The sequence below is a fragment of the Enterobacter huaxiensis genome (assembly GCF_003594935.2).
Taxonomy (GTDB): domain Bacteria; phylum Pseudomonadota; class Gammaproteobacteria; order Enterobacterales; family Enterobacteriaceae; genus Enterobacter; species Enterobacter huaxiensis.
On the sequence record NZ_CP043342.1, the window covers coordinates 2336136 to 2354002 of the forward strand.

Sequence of the window (17867 nt, forward strand, 5' to 3'; positions counted from 1 at the left end):
CTGCTTCGAGAGCATAGCCGGAGGGGGCTGCATTACGCTCCGGCGGTAATGTAGTTATTATTTTTTTGCGGATTTGCGGCCATACACCAGCCAGGTCACGAACACACAGACGATGTAAAACACGAGGAAGATTTTCATGGCGCCGACCGGCGAACCTGTCATGGCCAGCGAGGTGCCAAAGGCTTTCGGAATGAAGAACCCGCCGACGGCACCAATAGCCGAGATAAAGCCCAGCGCTGCGGCCGTCTCGGTCACCGCTTCGTGCTGCGCCTGCTCGTCGGTGCCACCCTGCTGCTTCACGCGGGCGATCGTGATTTGGCGGAAGATAACGGCGATCATCTGGAAGGTTGAGCCGCTGCCTAACCCGGCGGTGAGAAACAGCCCCATAAAGACCAGATAGAAGGCGATAAAGCTGCCGGAACCGGAGCCCGGCAGCGTCAGGAAAATCAGGGCGCTGAACGCGGCCATAAAGACGAAGTTAATCAGCGTCACGCGCACGCCGCCGAGCCTGTCGGAGATCATCCCCCCGGCCGAACGCGCCAGCGCGCCAATCAACGGCCCGAAGAAGGCGAGGTGGAGGATATTCACGTCAGGAAACTGGGTTTTCGACAGCATGGCAAAGCCGGCAGAAAAGCCGATAAACGAGCCGAAGGTGGCGAGATAGAGCAGGCTCAGGAGCCAAAGGTGAAAACGCTTCAGAACCGGAAGCTGGCTGGCAATGGACGCCTTAGAGCTGGCGATATCGTTCATGCCAAAGAACGCGGCAACGGTTGCCAACAGCAGGAGAGGCGCCCAGATCCAGGCCGCGTTGGCCAGCCACAGGGTTGAGCCGTCATCCTGCGGGACGCCGTGCACGCCGAGGAAGCTGAACATGGGCAGGAAAATCACCAGCGGCGCGACCATCTGCATGACGCTGACGCCCAGGTTACCGAGCCCGCCGTTAATGCCCAGCGCGCTGCCCTGTTTAGATTTCGGGAAGAAGAAGCTGATGTTGCCCATGCTTGAGGCAAAGTTGGCGCCCGCAAAGCCGCAGAGCAACGCGATCGTAATAAACACCCAGTACGGCGTCGCGGTGTTCTGAATGGCGATCCCCAGCCAGACGCAGGGAATAATCAGGATCACGGTGCTTAATACCGTCCAGTAGCGCCCGCCAAATATCGGCACCATGAAGGAGTAGGGGACGCGTAAAATAGCGCCTGACAGAGAGGGTAATGCCGTTAGCATAAATAGCCGATCGGTGGTGAAATTAAATCCCACCTTATTTAGATTCACCGCAACGGCACTAAATAACATCCATACGCAGAAGGCTAACAGCAGACAAGCAACCGAAATCCAAAGGTTTCTTCGTGCAATATGTTTCCCTTTATTCTCCCAGAATTGTGCGTTTTCCGGTTTCCAGTTACTCAACAGATAATGATTATTCTTCTCACTTTGTTGTGACATATCGCCCTCGTACTTGCCTGAAAGAAGGAAAAAAGACAAATAAAACAGCCAGATGTCTAGCTGTCTGGGTGTGGAAATTATTGGATGTTTTGGGATGCTTCAGAAAGGATAGATAAAAAAGCGAACCCCTGAGATTGGAATGGGTATAAGGGATCGCTTTATGTGTTACTAATTGTAACTATGTTCGAGAATTAATACTCCAAGAGGAGTATTAAAACAATTCAAGGCCGATAAGTTTATCCAGATGCTTATTAAATGCCGCATCGTCCATGTCCGGCATATTTAAAACGTAAATACCGTCGAGGCCGCATACCAGCCCAATTAAGCGCCAGGCGATATTTTCTGCCCGGTCGGTAAGGGTAAATACGCCAGCCTTGTGTCCTGCGTGGATAATGGCGACCGTCTCCTGATGCCACATTTCCATCGTCAGAACGTATGCGCCCTTCATTTCAGGATCGCGGCTGGCGAGGATCTGCGCTTCTCGCCACAGGCGGATGTAGGGTTCTAAACCGCCCTCATCGCTGCCGAGCATCGCGTGCAGACGCTCGCGCCAGGTGGCGTTTTCGCCCACCACCTCGGCATCCAGTAACTCGCGGATGATGCGAATGAAGGCCAGTGATTTTAGCTCGCCGCCGGAGGCGAAATGGTGGTGGACCTGCCCGGTTGCGACGCCGGCTTCGGCGGCAATGCGCCGAACCGTCATTCCCGACAGCCCTTCGGCCAGCGCCACGCGCATGGCGGCCTGTAAGATCTCTTCCCGCCGCTCGTCCTTGCTCAGATAACGCATTTTCACTCACTCTCAATGGGGACGAAACGAGTGTAACAAAGAGCTGGACAAGTGTTCAACTTTACGTAGGATCGCGTCCTGGACATGTGTCCAGGTTTTGAGTGAAAAGGAAATTTATGTTTCGTCAGTGGTTAGCGTTAGTGATTATCGTGCTGGTCTATATTCCGGTGGCGATTGACGCGACGGTGCTGCACGTGGCTGCGCCGACTTTGAGCATGACGCTGGGTGCCAGCGGCAACGAATTGCTGTGGATCATCGATATTTACTCGCTGGTGATGGCGGGGATGGTTTTGCCGATGGGCGCCCTGGGCGACCGCATCGGCTTTAAGCGCCTGCTGATGATTGGCAGCACTTTATTTGGCCTGTCGTCGCTGGCGGCGGCCTTTGCCTCGTCTGCGGGCTGGCTGATTGCCGCGCGCGCGTCGCTGGCAATCGGTGCAGCGATGATTATTCCCGCCACGCTGGCGGGGATCCGCACGCTGTTTGTCGACGTGCGGGATCGCAATATTGCGCTCGGCGTGTGGGCGGCGGTGGGATCCGGCGGGGCGGCGTTTGGTCCTTTGATTGGCGGCATGCTGCTTGAGCACTTCTACTGGGGCTCGGTGTTTTTAATCAACGTGCCGATCGTGCTGGTGGTGGTAACACTTGCCGCGCGCTTCGTACCCGCCCAGCAGGGACGGCCTGAACAGCCGCTCAATATAAGCCACGCGATCATGCTGATTGTGGCAATTCTGCTGCTGGTTTACAGCGCGAAAACGGCGCTGAAAGGCGCACTGTCGCCGTGGCTGGTGGCCGGTACGCTGCTCACCGGGGCGGTACTGCTGTTTGTCTTTGTGCGCATTCAGCTACGCGCCCGTGTGCCGATGATCGACATGCGTTTGTTCTGTCATCGCATCATTCTCAGCGGCGTGGTGATGGCGATGACGGCCATGATTGCGCTGGTGGGCTTTGAGCTGCTGATGGCGCAGGAGCTGCAGTTTGTCCACGGCTTTACGCCGTTTGAGGCCGGCATGTTTATGCTGCCGTTGATGGTCGCCAGCGGGTTCAGCGGGCCGATTGCCGGCGTGCTGGTCGGGCGTCTCGGCCTGCGGATTGTGGCGGCGGGCGGCATGGGGCTAAGCGCGGTGAGCTTTATCGGCCTTTCGATGCTTGATTTCAGCAGCCAGCAGCTGCTGGCATCGGCCCTGATGGTGCTGCTCGGCTTTAGCGCCGCCAGCGCGCTGTTGGCCTCCACGTCAGCCATTATGGCCGCTGCACCGAAGGAAAAAGCGGCCGCCGCCGGGGCGATTGAAACCATGTCCTATGAGCTGGGCGCCGGTCTGGGGATCGCGATTTTCGGCCTGCTGTTGACCCGCAGCTTCTCGGCGTCAATTGAACTGCCGCAGGGGCTGAACGCGTCGCTAGTCGATAAAGCCTCGTCATCGATTGGTGAGGCGGTCAAGGTCGCGCAGGATCTCACGCCTTCGCTTGCAGAGTCGGTGATTGAGGCGGCGAAAGCGGCGTTTATCACCTCCCACAGCGTCGCGCTCGGCAGCGCTGGCGCGATGCTGCTGATGCTGGCGGTGGGGATTTGGTTTAGCCTGGCGAAGGTGCCAAAACAGTAAAACACGCCTGCTGGCGTTCCCTCTCCCAGTGGGAGAGGGGTAGTGAAAGTAGGCCGGGTAAGGCGAAGCCGCCACCCGGCTTATTTTTCCTGCGCCGCAGCCAGCACGCTGTGCAACAGCACGTTGGCTCCTTTCTCTGACCACTCCGGCAGGATCCTTTCCTCTTCGTTATGGCTGATGCCCTTCACGCAGGGGATAAAGATCATGCTGGCCGGGGCAATTTTGCTGACATAGCAGGTATCGTGCCCCGCGCCGGAGACCATCGGCTTCGACGAATAGCCCAGTTCCGCAACGGCTTTTTCGCTACGCGCCAGGCACTCGGTGTTAAAGGCAATCGGCGCGTAGTCGAAAATACGCTCGACGCCTGCCGTCACGCCTCGTGCGGCAAGGCTCTGTGCAGCCTCCTGCAGCGCCGCCTCCATCGCTTCGAGCGCGCTCTGCTCAGGATGACGAAACTCCACGCTGCACACCACCTGCGAGGGTACGACGTTGCGCGAATTCGGCGTCACGTGCGCCATGCCGATGGTCGCGCGTCCGTCCGGCGCATGCTGATAGCCTATCTCTTCTACTTTCAGCGCCAGCTCCGCAAACGCCGTTAGCGCATCGCGACGGCTGTGCATCGGGGTTGTGCCCGCATGGGCAGCAAAACCGTCCAGCGTAATCGTAAACCAGCGCTGGCCCATTGCCGCCCGCACCAGCCCGATATCAATGGCTTCATCCTCCAGAATTGGCCCTTGCTCAATATGCAGCTCGTAGCAGGCGTGTACCGGAAAAGCGCGGGCGGGCTGTTCACCGCGGTAACCTATGGCCTCAAGGGCGTCGCGAACCGTGACGCGCTTGCTGTCCATTCTGGCGTAGGCAAACTCCTCGGTAAGCTGACCCGCCCAGACTCCGGACGCGAGCATGGCCGGCGCAAAGCGCGCGCCTTCTTCGTTGGTCCAGTTCACCAGCACGATATCGCGCTCGGTTTCAACCCGGTTGTCGTTGAGCGTGCGCAGCAGCTCCAGCCCGGCCAGCACGCCGTAAATGCCGTCGTAGTTGCCGCCGAGCGGCTGGGAGTCCACGTGCGAGCCGGTCATCACCGGTGCAAGATCCGAATGCAACCCCGCGCGGCGGATAAACATATTGCCCATGCTGTCCACATCGCAGGTGAAACCGGCCTCCAGCGCCCAGTCGCGCAGCAGGTCACGCGCAATGCGATCCTCCTCGCTCAGCGCCAGACGGGTAACGCCGCCGGCGGGCGTGCCGCCGATTTGCGCCATCATCGCAAGCGTCGTCCAAAGACGTTCTGAGTTTACGCGGATCATGCCGTGTCCTTTTTGCTGCGGTAGCGGAAGTCGCAGCAGGATCCGCCCTGCATGATGGTGGTGGTGCGGGTCAACTCAACGTCCGGCGCGTAGCCGACGATAAACTTCTCATCGCGCGCGCAGGAAAGAAGGTGGCCGATCTCACCCAGCCCCATCTCGTGGTACATCTCGGCGTAGCGGCAGCGGGTCACGTTGTAGTTGTACTGCTGGTCGTCCGCGTCGATCACCTTCACGTCCAGAGCGTTATCTTTCTCCCACAGGTACTGCAGGGCGATAAAGCTTTTCACGTCTGCGCCATCCGGTTCTTTGCTGGCAAATTCTTTGCCTGCGTTAATTGCGGCCTGCTCAATGGCCTCGCCAATTACCGCCTGGGCGCGGGTTTTCCCTATCTCGCGCACCAGGATTTCATAAATTGGCTTGATAATTTCTGCTTCAATTTTGCGGCGGGCGAGAATGCCCAGCTCGTTATTATCACTCATCACATTGCCTCACTGCGTTACTTAGCGTTTGCGCCGCCCAGCACGGTCTGCGGCTGCCATTTGCCCTCCACGACCTTATAGACGGTGAAGGACGGCGATTTCAGGTTGCCTTCTTTATCAAACGCGATTTGTCCGGTCACGCCCGAGTAGCTGATGGCGCGAAGGGCAGGCAGATACTCAGAAGGATCGACGGAGTCTGCTTTTTCCATTGCAGCCACAAGCACGCGGGTGGCGTCATAGGCGAACGGGGCGTGCAGTTCAATATGCGTGTGGTAGCGGGACTGGTACGCCTGCTCAAACGCTTTGCCGCCAGGCATCTGGTCAACCGGCAGGCCCGGCTCAAGGGCGACAACGCCTTCACCTTCCTTCTGCGCCAGCTGCAGGAACGTCTGGCTGACAAAACCGCCTGCGCCCATCAGGGTCGCGTTCATGCCCAGCTGTTTGATACGGCGCGCGAGCGGCGCGGCCTGGCTGTCAACGCCGCCGAAAAAGATCAGGTCGGCATTTTTACTGCGAATGGCGGTCAGCACGGCGCTGAAGTCCACGGTTTTGTCGTCGACGTACTGACGGTCAACAATCTTCACGCCCTGGGCGTCCAGCGATTTAATAAATTCGTCCGCCAGACCCTGACCGAAAGCGGTACGGTCGTCGATCACCGCAATGCGCTTCGCTTTCAGGGTATTGACCGCGTACTGGCCGGCAAACTGGCCGCCGTCGTCGTCGTGGCCCATCACGCGGAAGCTGGTGTCAAAACCCTGTCGGGTATAGGCGTGACCGGTCGCCACCGGTGCGACCTGCGCGATGCCCGCATCGTGATACACCCGCGCCGCCGGGATGCTGGTGCCGGTGTTCCAGTGGCCGACTACGCCCGCCACGCCGCTGTCCACCAGACGCTGAGCGACGGCAACGGCGGTACGCGGGTCAGACTGATCGTCTTCGGACTGCAGCCTGAAGGTCACCGCTTTGCCGCCGATGGTCGGGTGCTGCTTGTTGATGTCGTCAATGGCCAGCTGCGCGCCGTTCTCCAGATCTTTACCAATACGGGCAGACGGGCCGGTGAGAGGGCCCGCCAGGCCGATGGTCACGGTTTCGCTGTCGGCTGCCCCTGCGCCCGCGGTGGCAAACCCGCCGAGAAGAATTGCGGCGCTGAGCGCACTCATTTTTACTGTTTTCATTATTGTTCCCTGGTGTTGGTTGGTGTTGGTTGGTGTTGTTAAACGGGCATTTCGCCCAAATAAATCTGCGCTATCTGGTCGTCTTCCAGCATCGCTTTCGATCCGCCGTGATGGATAATGCTGCCGCTGTCCATCACCCAGGCGCTGTCGGTTACCTCCAGCGCGAGCCTGGCGTTTTGCTCGATAAGCAGCAGGGCGACGCCGCGCGCGCGCAGTCCGGCGATAACGGCAAAAATATTCTCGACCATCTTCGGGGCAAGCCCCATCGACGGCTCGTCGAGGATCAGCAGGCGCGGGCGGCTGAGCAGCGCGCGGTTGAGCGCCAGCAGCTGTTGCTCGCCGCCGGAAAGCAGCCCGGCAAGCTGATGCTGGCGCTCCCCCAGGCGTGGGAAGCGCTCAAAAATCTCATTCATCTCTTGCCTGACGGTGACAGTGTCACGCCTGAGCCAGGCGCCCATCTGCAGGTTTTCCAGCACCGTCATGCGGGCGAAAATGCCGCGGCCCTCCGGGACCATCACCAGCCCGTCGCGCAGGAGCGCTTCTGGCCGGTGCTTGCGGACGTTTTTGCCGTTGAATGCAATGGTGCCGCTAAAGCTTTCGAGCCCGGTAATGGCGCGTACGGTTGAGCTTTTTCCCGCGCCGTTAGCGCCAATCAGCGTGGCCTGTTCGCCCTCATGCAGGGTAAAGGAAACGTCGCGGACCGCCTGAATGCCGCCGTAATGCACGTCCAGACGTTCGACTTTCAGTAATTCAGACATGGGCGTTGCCTCCAAGCCAGGCGGCGATAACGGCAGGATCGCGGCGCACGTTCTCCGGCGTGCCGCTGGCGAGCGTTTTGCCATAGTCAAGCACCGTCAGCCGGTCACAAATCCCCATCACCAGCTTCACGTCGTGTTCAATCATCAGCAGGGTTTTTCCGTCATCGCGGATGCGGATGAGCAGCTCCCCCAGCGCCATTTTTTCCGCCGCGTTCATCCCGGCGGCGGGTTCGTCCAGCGCCAGCAGAAGCGGGTCCGTTGCCAGCGCGCGGGCGATTTCGAGACGGCGCTGATGGCCGTACGCCAGGTCGCAGGCGCGGTAGTGAGCAAACTTCGCGATGCCGGTGTACTCCAGCCAGCGCCAGGCCTGCTCGCGGGTGTTGGCTTCTTCCTCGCGAGCGCGCTTATGGCGGGTAAGCGCCGCCCACAGGCCGTTGCGGGTGCGCACGTGTCGGCCAACCATCACGTTTTCCAGCACGGACATTTCGTTAAAGAGACGCACGTTCTGGAAGGTACGCGCGATCCCGGCGGCGGTAACTTTCTCTATCTGCGTCGGAAAATAGGGCCTGTCGGCAATCGAAAACTCACCGCTGTCCGCCGGATAAAGCCCGGTAATTAGGTTAAAGCAGGTCGTTTTTCCCGCCCCGTTGGGTCCGATCAGCCCGTAGATTTCACCCTGATTAATCGAGAGTGAAACGTTGTCCACGGCGGTCAGGCCGCCGAAGCGCTTGGACATATTGCGTACGGTTAACAGGCTCATGCTTTTCCCTCCTTGTGGCGAACCGGCCAGATACCTGACGGGCGAACCAGCATGACCAGGACCAGCGCCAGGCCGTAGAACAGCTGGCGTAAAATTTCCGGATCGATCAGCACCGTGCCGAACAGCGCCTGCTGGACGGGCGCGGCCTGGCTGCGCAGCAGTTCCGGCAGGGCGGTAAGCAGGACCGCGCCGAGTATCACGCCGGGAATGTGCCCCATGCCGCCCAGCACTACCATCGCCAGTACGGCAATGGATTCCTGCAGCGTAAAGGATTCCGGTGAGACAAAGCCCTGAAACGCGCCAAACAGCGCACCCGCTACGCCGCCAAAAGAGGCGCCCATGGCGAAGGCCAGCAGCTTGTAGTTGCGCACGTTGATGCCCATCGCCCGGGCGACGTCTTCATCCTCGCGGATGGCGTGCCAGGCGCGACCAATGCGCGAATGCTGCAGGCGCAGGCAAACGAAGATAATGGCCACGATGAACAGCATCAGCAGGTAATACCACAGCCAAAGGGCAGGCACTTTAACGCCGAACCAGTGATAAACGCCGCTGAACTTCAGGCCGAACAGGTTCAGGGTATCGACGCCGGTAATACCTTTCGCACCGTTTGTGATGTTTACCGGGCGGTCAAGGTTGCGCATCAGGATGCGGATAATTTCACCAAAGCCCAGGGTGACGATCGCCAGATAATCGCCGCGCAGCTTCAGCGTCGGCGCGCCGAGTACAATGCCGCATACGGCAGCGACCAGCGCGGCCAGCGGAATAATCAACAGGTACGAGGTATGCAGGCCGTTCGGGAACCAGGCGGCAAGGGCGGGAAAGACCTCAAGCAGGTGCGGGGAGGCCATCAGCGCCGCGAGGTAAGCGCCAACGGCGTAAAAGGCGATAAAGCCCATATCCAGCAGGCCGGTGTAGCCGACGACAATGTTCAGCCCCAGCGCCAGCATGATGTAGAGCAGGGCGAAGTCAATCACGCGTACCCAGTAGTTGCCGCCAAGCTGTGTGGCAACGATCGGGGCAATAAGCAGCGCGAGGCAGAACAGCGTCATGCCTGACCAGAATTTGCGCGTTGTGGCCGTAGCCTGTAGTTGTGCGGTTGTCATAGTATCCCTTACGCCCTGTGCGCCACGCGCTCGCCCAGCAGGCCTGCCGGACGGAAGACCAGCACCAGAATCAGCACGATAAACGCAAAGACGTCCTGATAGTTACTGCCGAAGACGCCGTTGGTCAGTTCGCCGAGATAGCCCGCGCCCAGCGCCTCAATAAGGCCCAGCAGGATCCCGCCAATCATCGCGCCGCGAATGTTGCCAATCCCGCCCAGCACGGCGGCGGTGAAGGCTTTAATTCCCGGCAGGAAGCCCATCGAGAAGCTGGCGTTGCCGTAGTTGCTCGCCATCATCACGCCTGCCAGCGCGGCAAAGACGCCGCCGATGGCAAAAGTGAGGGTAATGATGGCGTTCGGGTTCACGCCCATCAGGGTGGCGACGCGCGGGTTTTCCGCTACGGCGCGCATGCCGCGGCCAAGGCGGGTATATTCCACCAGAAGCCACAGCCCGCTCATCACGGCCAGCGCCAGCACCACGGTAACGATGCCGGTCACGGTCACGATGGCGGGGGGATGCATTTCACTTCCCGACGTCACGGCAATTGGGTCCATGGGGAGGATCTGCGGGAACATCAGCGGATTGCGCGTCCAGACGATCATCGCTACGGTTTGCAGCAGTACCGAAACGCCAATCCCGGAGATCAGCGGCGCCAGGCGCGGGGCGTTACGCAGGCGGCGGTAGGCAAAACGTTCAACCGCCATCGCCAGCAGGGCGCAAACGGCCATGGCAATCAGTAACGCAAAGCCAAGCTGCAGCAGCAGCGGCATGTGCGGAAAAGCGCTGTTCAGGGCGTTAATGGCCGAGAGCGTTGTGAGCGCGCCAACCATCAGAATATCGCCATGAGCAAAGTTAATAATGCGCAAAATGCCATACACCATGGTATAGCCCAGCGCGATCAGCGCGTAGATGCTTCCCAGCATCACACCGTTGATCAGTTGTTGTATGAGTGTGTCCAACGTAAGTACCCGACAAATTACTTTTGCAGTGGCTACCATCCAATAAATGAATAAAATTGTAAAATACACATATATTATTTCTTATGATAAACCGGTATTGTTATATCTTGATGATTTATATAAATATATTAATTAGCCGCCACAGGGCAAAAACCCTAAAGAAATCAATATATGAATAAAACAGAACAATTGACGAGCCTGCCGGCCTTTGCTGAAAGCCGCCTGGCAAACGATCCGCCGCTGCGGGCGGTGCGCGCTTTCGAAGCCATCGCCCGTCTGGGCAGCGTGACGCTGGCGGCCCAGGAGCTGGATATTTCTCCCTCCGCCGTGAGCCATCAGCTCAAGGTGCTTGAGGGGTATCTGCAAATGCCGCTGACGGCGCGGCAGGGAAGGAAGCTGGTGCTGAGCCAGCAGGGGCGTGACTACTATCGTTCCATTCGCGCCGCCTTTAACGTTCTGCGTCAGGCGACGGAGCACCTGGTGGAGCAGGCGCAAACGCGGCAGGTGACCATCAGCCTGATCCCGCTCTTTGGTATGGGGTGGTTTATTCCACGTCTGCCCGCCTTTATGCGCGCCAACCCGCAGACGGAAATCAACGTCGTTTATGCCAACCACCGTAACTACCTGAGCGATGCGTCAGATATGTCGATTCGCTTCGGCAACGGCCAGTGGGCGGGATATCAGAGCGAAAAGCTGATCTCCGGACAGATGGTGCCCGTGTGCAGCCGCGCGTTTTTGCGCGTTCACGGCCATATCGATACGCCAGAGCAGCTGCTGCAAATGCCGCTGCTGCATGACGAGGAGCGTTCGACCTGGCAGCAGTGGTTTACGCAGCAGGGGGTGAAGCGGCCCGTACGCCGAAGCGGGCCCATGTTTGAGGATGGGCTGCTGACGCTGGCCGGCGTTCAGGCGGGTCTGGGCTGCGCGCTGATGCGTGAACCGCTGATCGCGCCTTACCTTGAGAGCGGGGAGCTGGTGAAAATTTTCGATTTACCCATCGACGACGGACGTGATTACCATCTCTGCGTACGCGCGGACTCGGACATGACCGAGGACGGTAAGCTGCTGCAAAACTGGCTGCGGCGTGCCGCCGGCAGCGAGCAGCCTACTGCGTGAGCAGGCAATGATTTTCCAGCGCCTCAATTTCCGTCCCGCTGTAGCGCGCGTACTGCCCGGTGAGGCCAAAGAATGCAGGCTGAGTTTCGGTATAGATTTCTGCGGCTAGTACCAGACGGCGTCGCTCGTCTTCGCTCATCTCCAGCAATGTCCAGGGGATGAAGTAACGTTCCGTTGAGGTCAGTTTGAACCACAGCGGGCAGCCGCAGCCGGGGCAGAACCCGCGTTCGCCGCGTGCAGACGAAGAGAAATGAGAGGGGGCTATAGAGTCTTGTTCAACTAGCGGCTGGCCCTGCGCCTCAAGGTACATGGCAATACCACCCGACCACTTCTGGCACTGCGTGCAATGACACGCATAAACATCGAAATTGTTGAGGCTTACGCTGAACTGACTCATCCCACACAAACAGCGTCCTTTAAAAATGTGCATGGCGTTCTCCTTTATCACGCCAGTCTAACGTAATAAAAAAGGCCAGCCACGAAGGCTGGCCTTTTATACAGACAGATCTTAGAACTGGTAGGTCAGACCTACTGCTACGATGTTGTCGGTAGCAACGCCAGCAGCTTTGGTGAAGCTGTTGTCGTCAACCAGGTTGATTTTGTAATCAACGTAGGTAGACATGTTTTTGTTGAAGTAGTAGCTCGTGCCAACTTCAATGTATTCAACCAGATCCTGGTCGCCGTATGAACCCAGGTCTTTACCTTTGGATTTCAGGTAAGCGATGGATGGACGCAGGCCGAAGTCGAACTGGTACTGAGCAACCACTTCGAAGTTCTGCGCTTTGTTCGCGATATAACCATCACCGAAGTTGGTCATGTTGCGGGTTTCAGAGTAGGTGGTTGCCAGGTAGATGTTGTTTGCATCGTACTTCAGGCCAGCAGCCCACACTTCTGCGTTCTCGCCACCCGCGTTAACGGTGTTCGCTACGCGACCTGCAGCAACCTGACGGTCAGTACGGTCAGATTTCGCGTAGGTTGCACCTACACCGAAACCGTCCATTTCGTAGGTAGAAGACAGACCCCAGCCGTCACCGTTCGCTTCGGTGATATCACGGTCATCGTTTTTACCCTGGTACTGAGCGGCAAAGTTCAGGCCGTCAACCAGACCGAAGAAGTCGGTGTTACGGTAGGTTGCAACGCCAGTAGTACGGCCAGTCATGAAGCCATCGGTCTGGGTCCAGGTATCACCGCCGAATTCTGGCAGAACGTCAGTCCATGCGCCGATGTCGTAAGCAACACCGTAGTTACGACCGTAGTCGAAAGAACCGAATTCGTTGAATTTCAGACCTGCGAACGCCAGACGCGTTTTGCTGCCGTCAGAACCCTGAGATTCAGAACGGTTGCCTTTGAACTCATATTCCCACTGGCCGTAACCGGTCAGCTGGTCGTTGATCTGAGTTTCGCCTTTGAAGCCCAGACGTACGTAAGTTTTGTCGCCGTCGTTGTTGGTGTCATCAGAGAAATAGTGCAGACCTGTTACTTTGCCGTACAGATCCAGTTTGTTACCGTCTTTGTTAAAAACTTCAGCCGCATTTACAACGCCTGCTGCCAACATGGAAGTCACTGCCACTGCAACTAATTTAAGTTTCATCTTAAATATTCCTTATAATTTTCTTAGGTATTTCCTGAGCCATTTTTAAACGAATGCTAAACGAGGCTGCTCGTCAATGGCATGCTATTTTTAAGAATCTTGTAGCCTGCTTTCAATAATAAGTTTCAAAATATTAAAGGTAATTTCAATTAGTGTGATCCTGATCTGAAAAATTGCCGTTAAATCGCCTCGTCTGATTAATATTCAAACGCAAATTGAGTATTTACTCATCAGGATAATTGGGTTGTATATAATTTATGGCTGTACTAGTTGTTTTGGGTAATTATCGGGTTAACCGAAAGGAAAGTAGAGGTGATGTTATGATAAATCACTACAAAACAGTAAGTTATAAATTTCATCTTACGGTATTTGTGAGCCGGGCCTGAAATATCCTGAAATAAACTATTGCAGTTCGTGCTATATAGTGTGTGAATATTCGCAGGAAACTAATTACTCCGCGTTGTCAGTTTGTGTCAATTAACGCATGGGGCATTTACGAAAGAGCGGTAATATAAACAGAAATTAAACGCATTCTCTAACGTTATGAACAATATTCTGACTGTTGGTCACATTTTAAATATTTGTTAAATTTTAGCCGAGCAAGCAACATGCCCGGCGAATTAATTAAGGCGTTATTTCCGCGTGGCGTACCAGCACAAAAGCGACCCGACGCAGACCATTATTGCGCCTTGCCAAAAGGAGAAGGACAGCGGGGAATTCAGCAGCGCTGCGGCCAGCGCGGCAGACAGAACCGGTGTAAAATACGATACCGCTGCCAGCACGGTAACGTTGCCATGGAGAATGCCGATATTCCAGGACGCATAGCCAAAGCCAAGCGCAATACCGCACATCAACAATTTCACCACCACGGGTACGCTAAACACCATTTCCGGCTGGTCGCTGACGGCGTACTTCACCCACAGGCTAAGCGCAGTAAGCAGGACGAAAAGGGTAATGCCGTTTTGCCCTTTGGCAAATTTGCTGGTGACGGTGCAATAGGCTGCCCAAATAAACGCGCCGGCAAACGCGAGCGCGTAGCTGAGCGGGCTTGAGACCACGTTGCGGATGATTTCATCAACATGTAGCCCGTTCTCACCGCCTAATACCCAGCACACGCCCAGCAGCGATATCGCTAACCCAGGGATCACCCACAGGGTGGTTTTTTGACCGTTGAATAAAATCGCAAACACAATCGTCAGGCTCGGCCAAAGGTAATTGACCATCCCGACCTCAATTGCCTGAGACCGCGTTGCGGCATACCCCAGCGACAGCGCCAGGCAAATTTCATAGCTCACGAACAGAACGCTGCCCGCAATAAGATAGCGTGGAGAGAATTTGCGAAGATCGGGAAATCCTACCGTCACCAGACACAATAATCCGCTGACGGTGTATATCATCGCTGCTCCGCCAACCGGCCCAAGCCCTTCACTGACGCTGCGAATAAGCCCGACCATCGTGCTCCATAAAAGGATTGCCGCCAGCCCAATGAGCGTTGCTCTCTTTCTGTCCATTACCTTGCCATCGTTATAAAAAGTAAAGGAAAAACTTATAGCACTAAACGCGCGCCTGCCGCGAATTATTCTGTTAGCCCGCTAATCATAAAGGGGTAATCAAATTCGGCAGGGGTGACTATTAAGGGGGCGAAAAATGATGACCTTGATTTGACGCAAAAAAAACAGGGACTTTGATGTTAGTTTGCGGCCCGAAGTCTTATTTGAAAACGAGGACAACAATGGACGTCAGCCGCAGACAATTTTTTAAAATCTGCGCGGGCGGTATGGCCGGAACCACGGCAGCCATGCTGGGATTTGCTCCCAAAATGGCGCTGGCTCAGTCGCGCAACTATAAACTGCTGCGTGCGAAAGAGATCCGTAACACCTGCACATACTGTTCCGTAGGTTGTGGGCTTTTAATGTATAGCCTGGGCGATGGCGCGAAGAACGCCAAAGAAGCGATTTACCATATTGAAGGGGACCCGGATCATCCGGTGAGCCGCGGTGCACTTTGCCCGAAAGGGGCGGGGCTGCTGGACTACGTCCACAGTGAAAACCGCCTGCGCTACCCGGAATACCGCGCGCCGGGTTCCGACAAGTGGCAGCGAATCTCCTGGGATGAGGCCTTCTACCGAATCGCCAAATTAATGAAAGCCGACCGCGATGCCAACTTTATTGAAAAGAACGAGCAGGGCGTAACGGTTAACCGCTGGCTTTCCACCGGGATGCTGTGCGCATCTGCGGCAAGTAATGAAACCGGCATGCTGACGCAAAAATTTGTGCGCTCTCTCGGCATGCTGGCGGTAGACAACCAGGCACGCGTTTGACACGGACCAACGGTAGCAAGTCTTGCTCCAACATTTGGTCGCGGTGCGATGACCAACCACTGGGTTGATATCAAAAACGCTAACGTCGTGGTGGTGATGGGCGGTAACGCCGCTGAAGCACACCCTGTCGGCTTCCGCTGGGCGATGGAAGCAAAAAACAACAACGATGCAACGGTTATCGTCGTCGATCCGCGCTTTACGCGTACGGCATCGGTGGCCGATATCTATGCGCCAATCCGCTCCGGTACGGACATCACGTTCCTCTCCGGCGTGCTGTTGTACCTGATTGAAAATAACAAAATTAACGCGGAATACGTTAAGCACTACACCAACGCAACTCTGCTGGTGCGGGATGATTTTGCCTTTGATGACGGGCTTTTCAGCGGGTATGACGCTGAAAAACGCCAGTACGACAAGTCTTCCTGGAACTACCAGTTTGATGAAAACGGCTATGCGATGCGTGATGAAACGCTGACGCACCCGCGCTGCGTGTGGAACCTGCTGAAAGAGCATGTATCCCGCTATACGCCTGACGTCGTGGAGAACATCTGCGGCACGCCGAAAGCCGACTTCCTGAAAGTGTGTGAAGTGCTGGCCTCAACCAGTGCCGCAAACAGAACGACCACGTTCCTGTACGCGCTGGGCTGGACGCAGCACACGGTCGGCGCGCAGAACATCCGCACCATGGCGATGATCCAGCTGCTGCTCGGCAACATGGGTATGGCCGGTGGCGGCGTGAACGCGCTGCGCGGTCACTCTAACATTCAGGGGCTTACCGACCTTGGTCTGCTCTCAACCAGCCTGCCGGGCTACCTGACGCTGCCTTCTGAGAAGCAGGCCGATCTGCAAAGCTATCTGGCGGCGAATACGCCAAAAGCGACGCTGCCGGATCAGGTGAACTACTGGAGCAACTATCCGAAGTTCTACGTTAGCCTGATGAAATCTTTCTACGGCGACGCGGCGCAGAAAGAGAACGACTGGGGCTTTGAGTGGCTGCCGAAGTGGGACCAGGCTTACGACGTCATCAAGTATTTCAACATGATGGATAAGGGCAACGTCACGGGCTATATCTGCCAGGGCTTTAATCCGGTGGCCTCCTTCCCGGACAAAAACAAAGTCGTTCGCAGCCTGAGCAAGCTGAAGTACATGGTCGTTATCGACCCTCTGGTGACCGAAACCTCAACGTTCTGGCAGAACCACGGCGAATCAAACGATGTCGATCCGGCAGCGATTCAGACCGAAGTGTTCCGCCTGCCGTCCACCTGCTTTGCGGAAGAAGACGGTTCCATTGCTAACTCCGGCCGCTGGCTGCAGTGGCACTGGAAAGGTCAGGATGCGCCGGGCGAAGCGCGCAACGACGGCGAGATCCTCGCCGGGATTTACCATCGCCTGCGCGAAATGTATCGCACCGAAGGCGGCAAGGGCGTTGAGCCGCTGCTGAAGATGGGCTGGGACTATAAGCAGCCTGACCATCCTGAGTCAGAAGAGGTCGCGAAAGAGAACAACGGCGTGGCGCTGGCCGATCTCTATGATGCCAGCGGCAACCTCGTGGCGAAGAAAGGCCAGCTGCTGAACAGCTTCGCGCTGCTGCGTGATGACGGTACGACGGCATCGTCCTGCTGGATCTACACCGGCAGCTGGACGGAGCAGGGCAACCAGATGGCCAACCGCGACAATGCTGACCCGTCTGGGCTTGGCAATACGCTGGGCTGGGCATGGGCGTGGCCGCTGAACCGTCGCGTGCTGTATAACCGCGCCTCGGCAGATATCAACGGCAAGCCGTGGGATCCCAAACGCATGCTGATCCAGTGGAACGGCGCGAAGTGGACGGGGAACGATATCCCTGACTACAACACCGCGGCACCGGGCAGCAAAACCGGGCCGTTCATCATGCAGCCGGAAGGTCTGGGCCGCCTGTTTGCTCTCGACAAGCTGGCGGAAGGGCCGTTCCCGGAGCACTACGAGCCGATGGAAACGCCGCTGGGGACCAACCCGCTGCACCCGAACGTGGTCTCCAGCCCGGTGGTGCGTATCTACGAAGAGGACGTGCTGCGATTAGGTAAAAAGGACAAGTTCCCGTACGTGGGGACGACCTACCGCCTGACCGAGCATTTCCATACCTGGACCAAGCACGCGCGGCTTAACGCCATCGCACAGCCGGAACAGTTTGTGGAGATCAGCGAAACGCTGGCGGAAGCGAAAGGCATCGCCAACGGCGACCGCGTGACGGTAAGCAGCAAGCGCGGCTTTATTCGCGCCGTTGCCGTGGTCACCCGTCGTCTGCAGTCGCTGAACGTGCATGGTCAGCAGGTGGAAACCGTGGGAATCCCGCTGCACTGGGGCTTCGAGGGCGTGGCGCAGAAAGGCTACATCGCCAACACCCTGACGCCAAACGTCGGCGATTCCAACTCGCAAACGCCGGAGTACAAAGCGTTTCTGGTCAACATCGAGAAAGCGTAAGGAGC

15 protein-coding genes are annotated in these 17867 nt (G+C 57.1%); 3 read left to right on the top strand and 12 right to left on the bottom strand.

Annotated features, from left to right (window positions below; genetic code table 11):
- Window positions 1–57: 57 nt before the first annotated feature.
- Window positions 58–1443, bottom strand: coding sequence for a NarK family nitrate/nitrite MFS transporter (locus D5067_RS11210; protein ID WP_119936582.1), 1386 nt, complete (start codon window positions 1441–1443; stop codon window positions 58–60).
- Between the two features lie 211 nt (window positions 1444–1654).
- Window positions 1655–2230, bottom strand: coding sequence for a TetR family transcriptional regulator (locus D5067_RS11215; protein ID WP_119936741.1), 576 nt, complete (start codon window positions 2228–2230; stop codon window positions 1655–1657).
- Between the two features lie 116 nt (window positions 2231–2346).
- On the opposite strand from D5067_RS11215, the gene D5067_RS11220 reads away from it, so the two are divergent.
- Window positions 2347–3834, top strand: coding sequence for an MFS transporter (locus tag D5067_RS11220; RefSeq protein WP_119936583.1), 1488 nt, complete (start codon window positions 2347–2349; stop codon window positions 3832–3834).
- 80 nt (window positions 3835–3914) lie between these two features.
- Here the strand turns inward: D5067_RS11220 and D5067_RS11225 are convergent, their stop codons facing one another.
- Genes D5067_RS11225 through D5067_RS11255 form a run of 7 tightly spaced genes read right to left on the bottom strand, consistent with a single transcriptional unit; the run spans window position 3915 to window position 10375 of the window.
- Window positions 3915–5141 (bottom strand): Zn-dependent hydrolase, encoded by a 1227-nt coding sequence (locus tag D5067_RS11225; protein WP_119936584.1) that lies wholly within the window; start codon window positions 5139–5141, stop codon window positions 3915–3917.
- Window positions 5138–5620: an L-2-amino-thiazoline-4-carboxylic acid hydrolase gene (locus D5067_RS11230; protein ID WP_119936585.1), complete on the bottom strand. Its 483-nt coding sequence runs from the start codon at window positions 5618–5620 to the stop codon at window positions 5138–5140. The genes D5067_RS11225 and D5067_RS11230 overlap by 4 nt, the downstream gene beginning before the upstream one ends.
- A gap of 17 nt (window positions 5621–5637) precedes the next feature.
- Window positions 5638–6795: a branched-chain amino acid ABC transporter substrate-binding protein gene (locus D5067_RS11235; RefSeq protein WP_119936586.1), complete on the bottom strand. Its 1158-nt coding sequence runs from the start codon at window positions 6793–6795 to the stop codon at window positions 5638–5640.
- A 38-nt stretch (window positions 6796–6833) separates the two neighbouring features.
- Window positions 6834–7553: an ABC transporter ATP-binding protein gene (locus D5067_RS11240; protein WP_119936587.1), complete on the bottom strand. Its 720-nt coding sequence runs from the start codon at window positions 7551–7553 to the stop codon at window positions 6834–6836.
- Entirely contained in the window at window positions 7546–8313 is a 768-nt protein-coding gene (locus D5067_RS11245) for an ABC transporter ATP-binding protein (RefSeq protein WP_119936588.1), read from the bottom strand. Before D5067_RS11245 ends, D5067_RS11240 begins: the two co-directional genes overlap by 8 nt.
- Entirely contained in the window at window positions 8310–9416 is a 1107-nt protein-coding gene (locus D5067_RS11250; protein WP_119936589.1) for a branched-chain amino acid ABC transporter permease, read from the bottom strand. Before D5067_RS11250 ends, D5067_RS11245 begins: the two co-directional genes overlap by 4 nt.
- Before the next feature lie 8 nt (window positions 9417–9424).
- Window positions 9425–10375 carry a branched-chain amino acid ABC transporter permease gene (locus tag D5067_RS11255; protein WP_119936590.1) on the bottom strand — a complete coding sequence of 317 codons (951 nt, stop codon included), beginning with the start codon at window positions 10373–10375 and terminating at the stop codon, window positions 9425–9427.
- 171 nt (window positions 10376–10546) lie between these two features.
- Here D5067_RS11255 and D5067_RS11260 point away from each other — a divergent pair, with 171 nt between their 5' ends.
- Window positions 10547–11491 (top strand): LysR substrate-binding domain-containing protein, encoded by a 945-nt coding sequence (locus tag D5067_RS11260; RefSeq protein ID WP_119936591.1) that lies wholly within the window; start codon window positions 10547–10549, stop codon window positions 11489–11491.
- On the opposite strand, the gene D5067_RS11265 is transcribed toward D5067_RS11260, so the two are convergent.
- From D5067_RS11265 to yddG, 3 genes are all read right to left on the bottom strand, one after another.
- A complete protein-coding gene (locus tag D5067_RS11265; protein WP_119936592.1) occupies window positions 11481–11921 on the bottom strand; it encodes a GFA family protein in 441 nt (146 codons plus the stop codon). The two genes, D5067_RS11260 and D5067_RS11265, sit on opposite strands and share 11 nt — an antisense overlap.
- Window positions 11922–11999: 78 nt before the next feature.
- A complete protein-coding gene (gene ompC, locus D5067_RS11270; RefSeq protein ID WP_119936593.1) occupies window positions 12000–13082 on the bottom strand; it encodes a porin OmpC in 1083 nt (360 codons plus the stop codon).
- Window positions 13083–13714: 632 nt separating this feature from the next.
- Window positions 13715–14593, bottom strand: a complete 879-nt coding sequence (gene yddG / locus D5067_RS11275; protein WP_119936594.1) for an aromatic amino acid DMT transporter YddG — start codon at window positions 14591–14593, stop codon at window positions 13715–13717.
- A gap of 221 nt (window positions 14594–14814) precedes the next feature.
- Between yddG and fdnG the strand changes: the two genes are divergently transcribed.
- Complete coding sequence (fdnG, locus tag D5067_RS11280) at window positions 14815–17862, top strand: formate dehydrogenase-N subunit alpha (protein ID WP_160117941.1); 3048 nt, start codon at window positions 14815–14817, stop codon at window positions 17860–17862.
- Window positions 17863–17867: the final 5 nt, after the last annotated feature.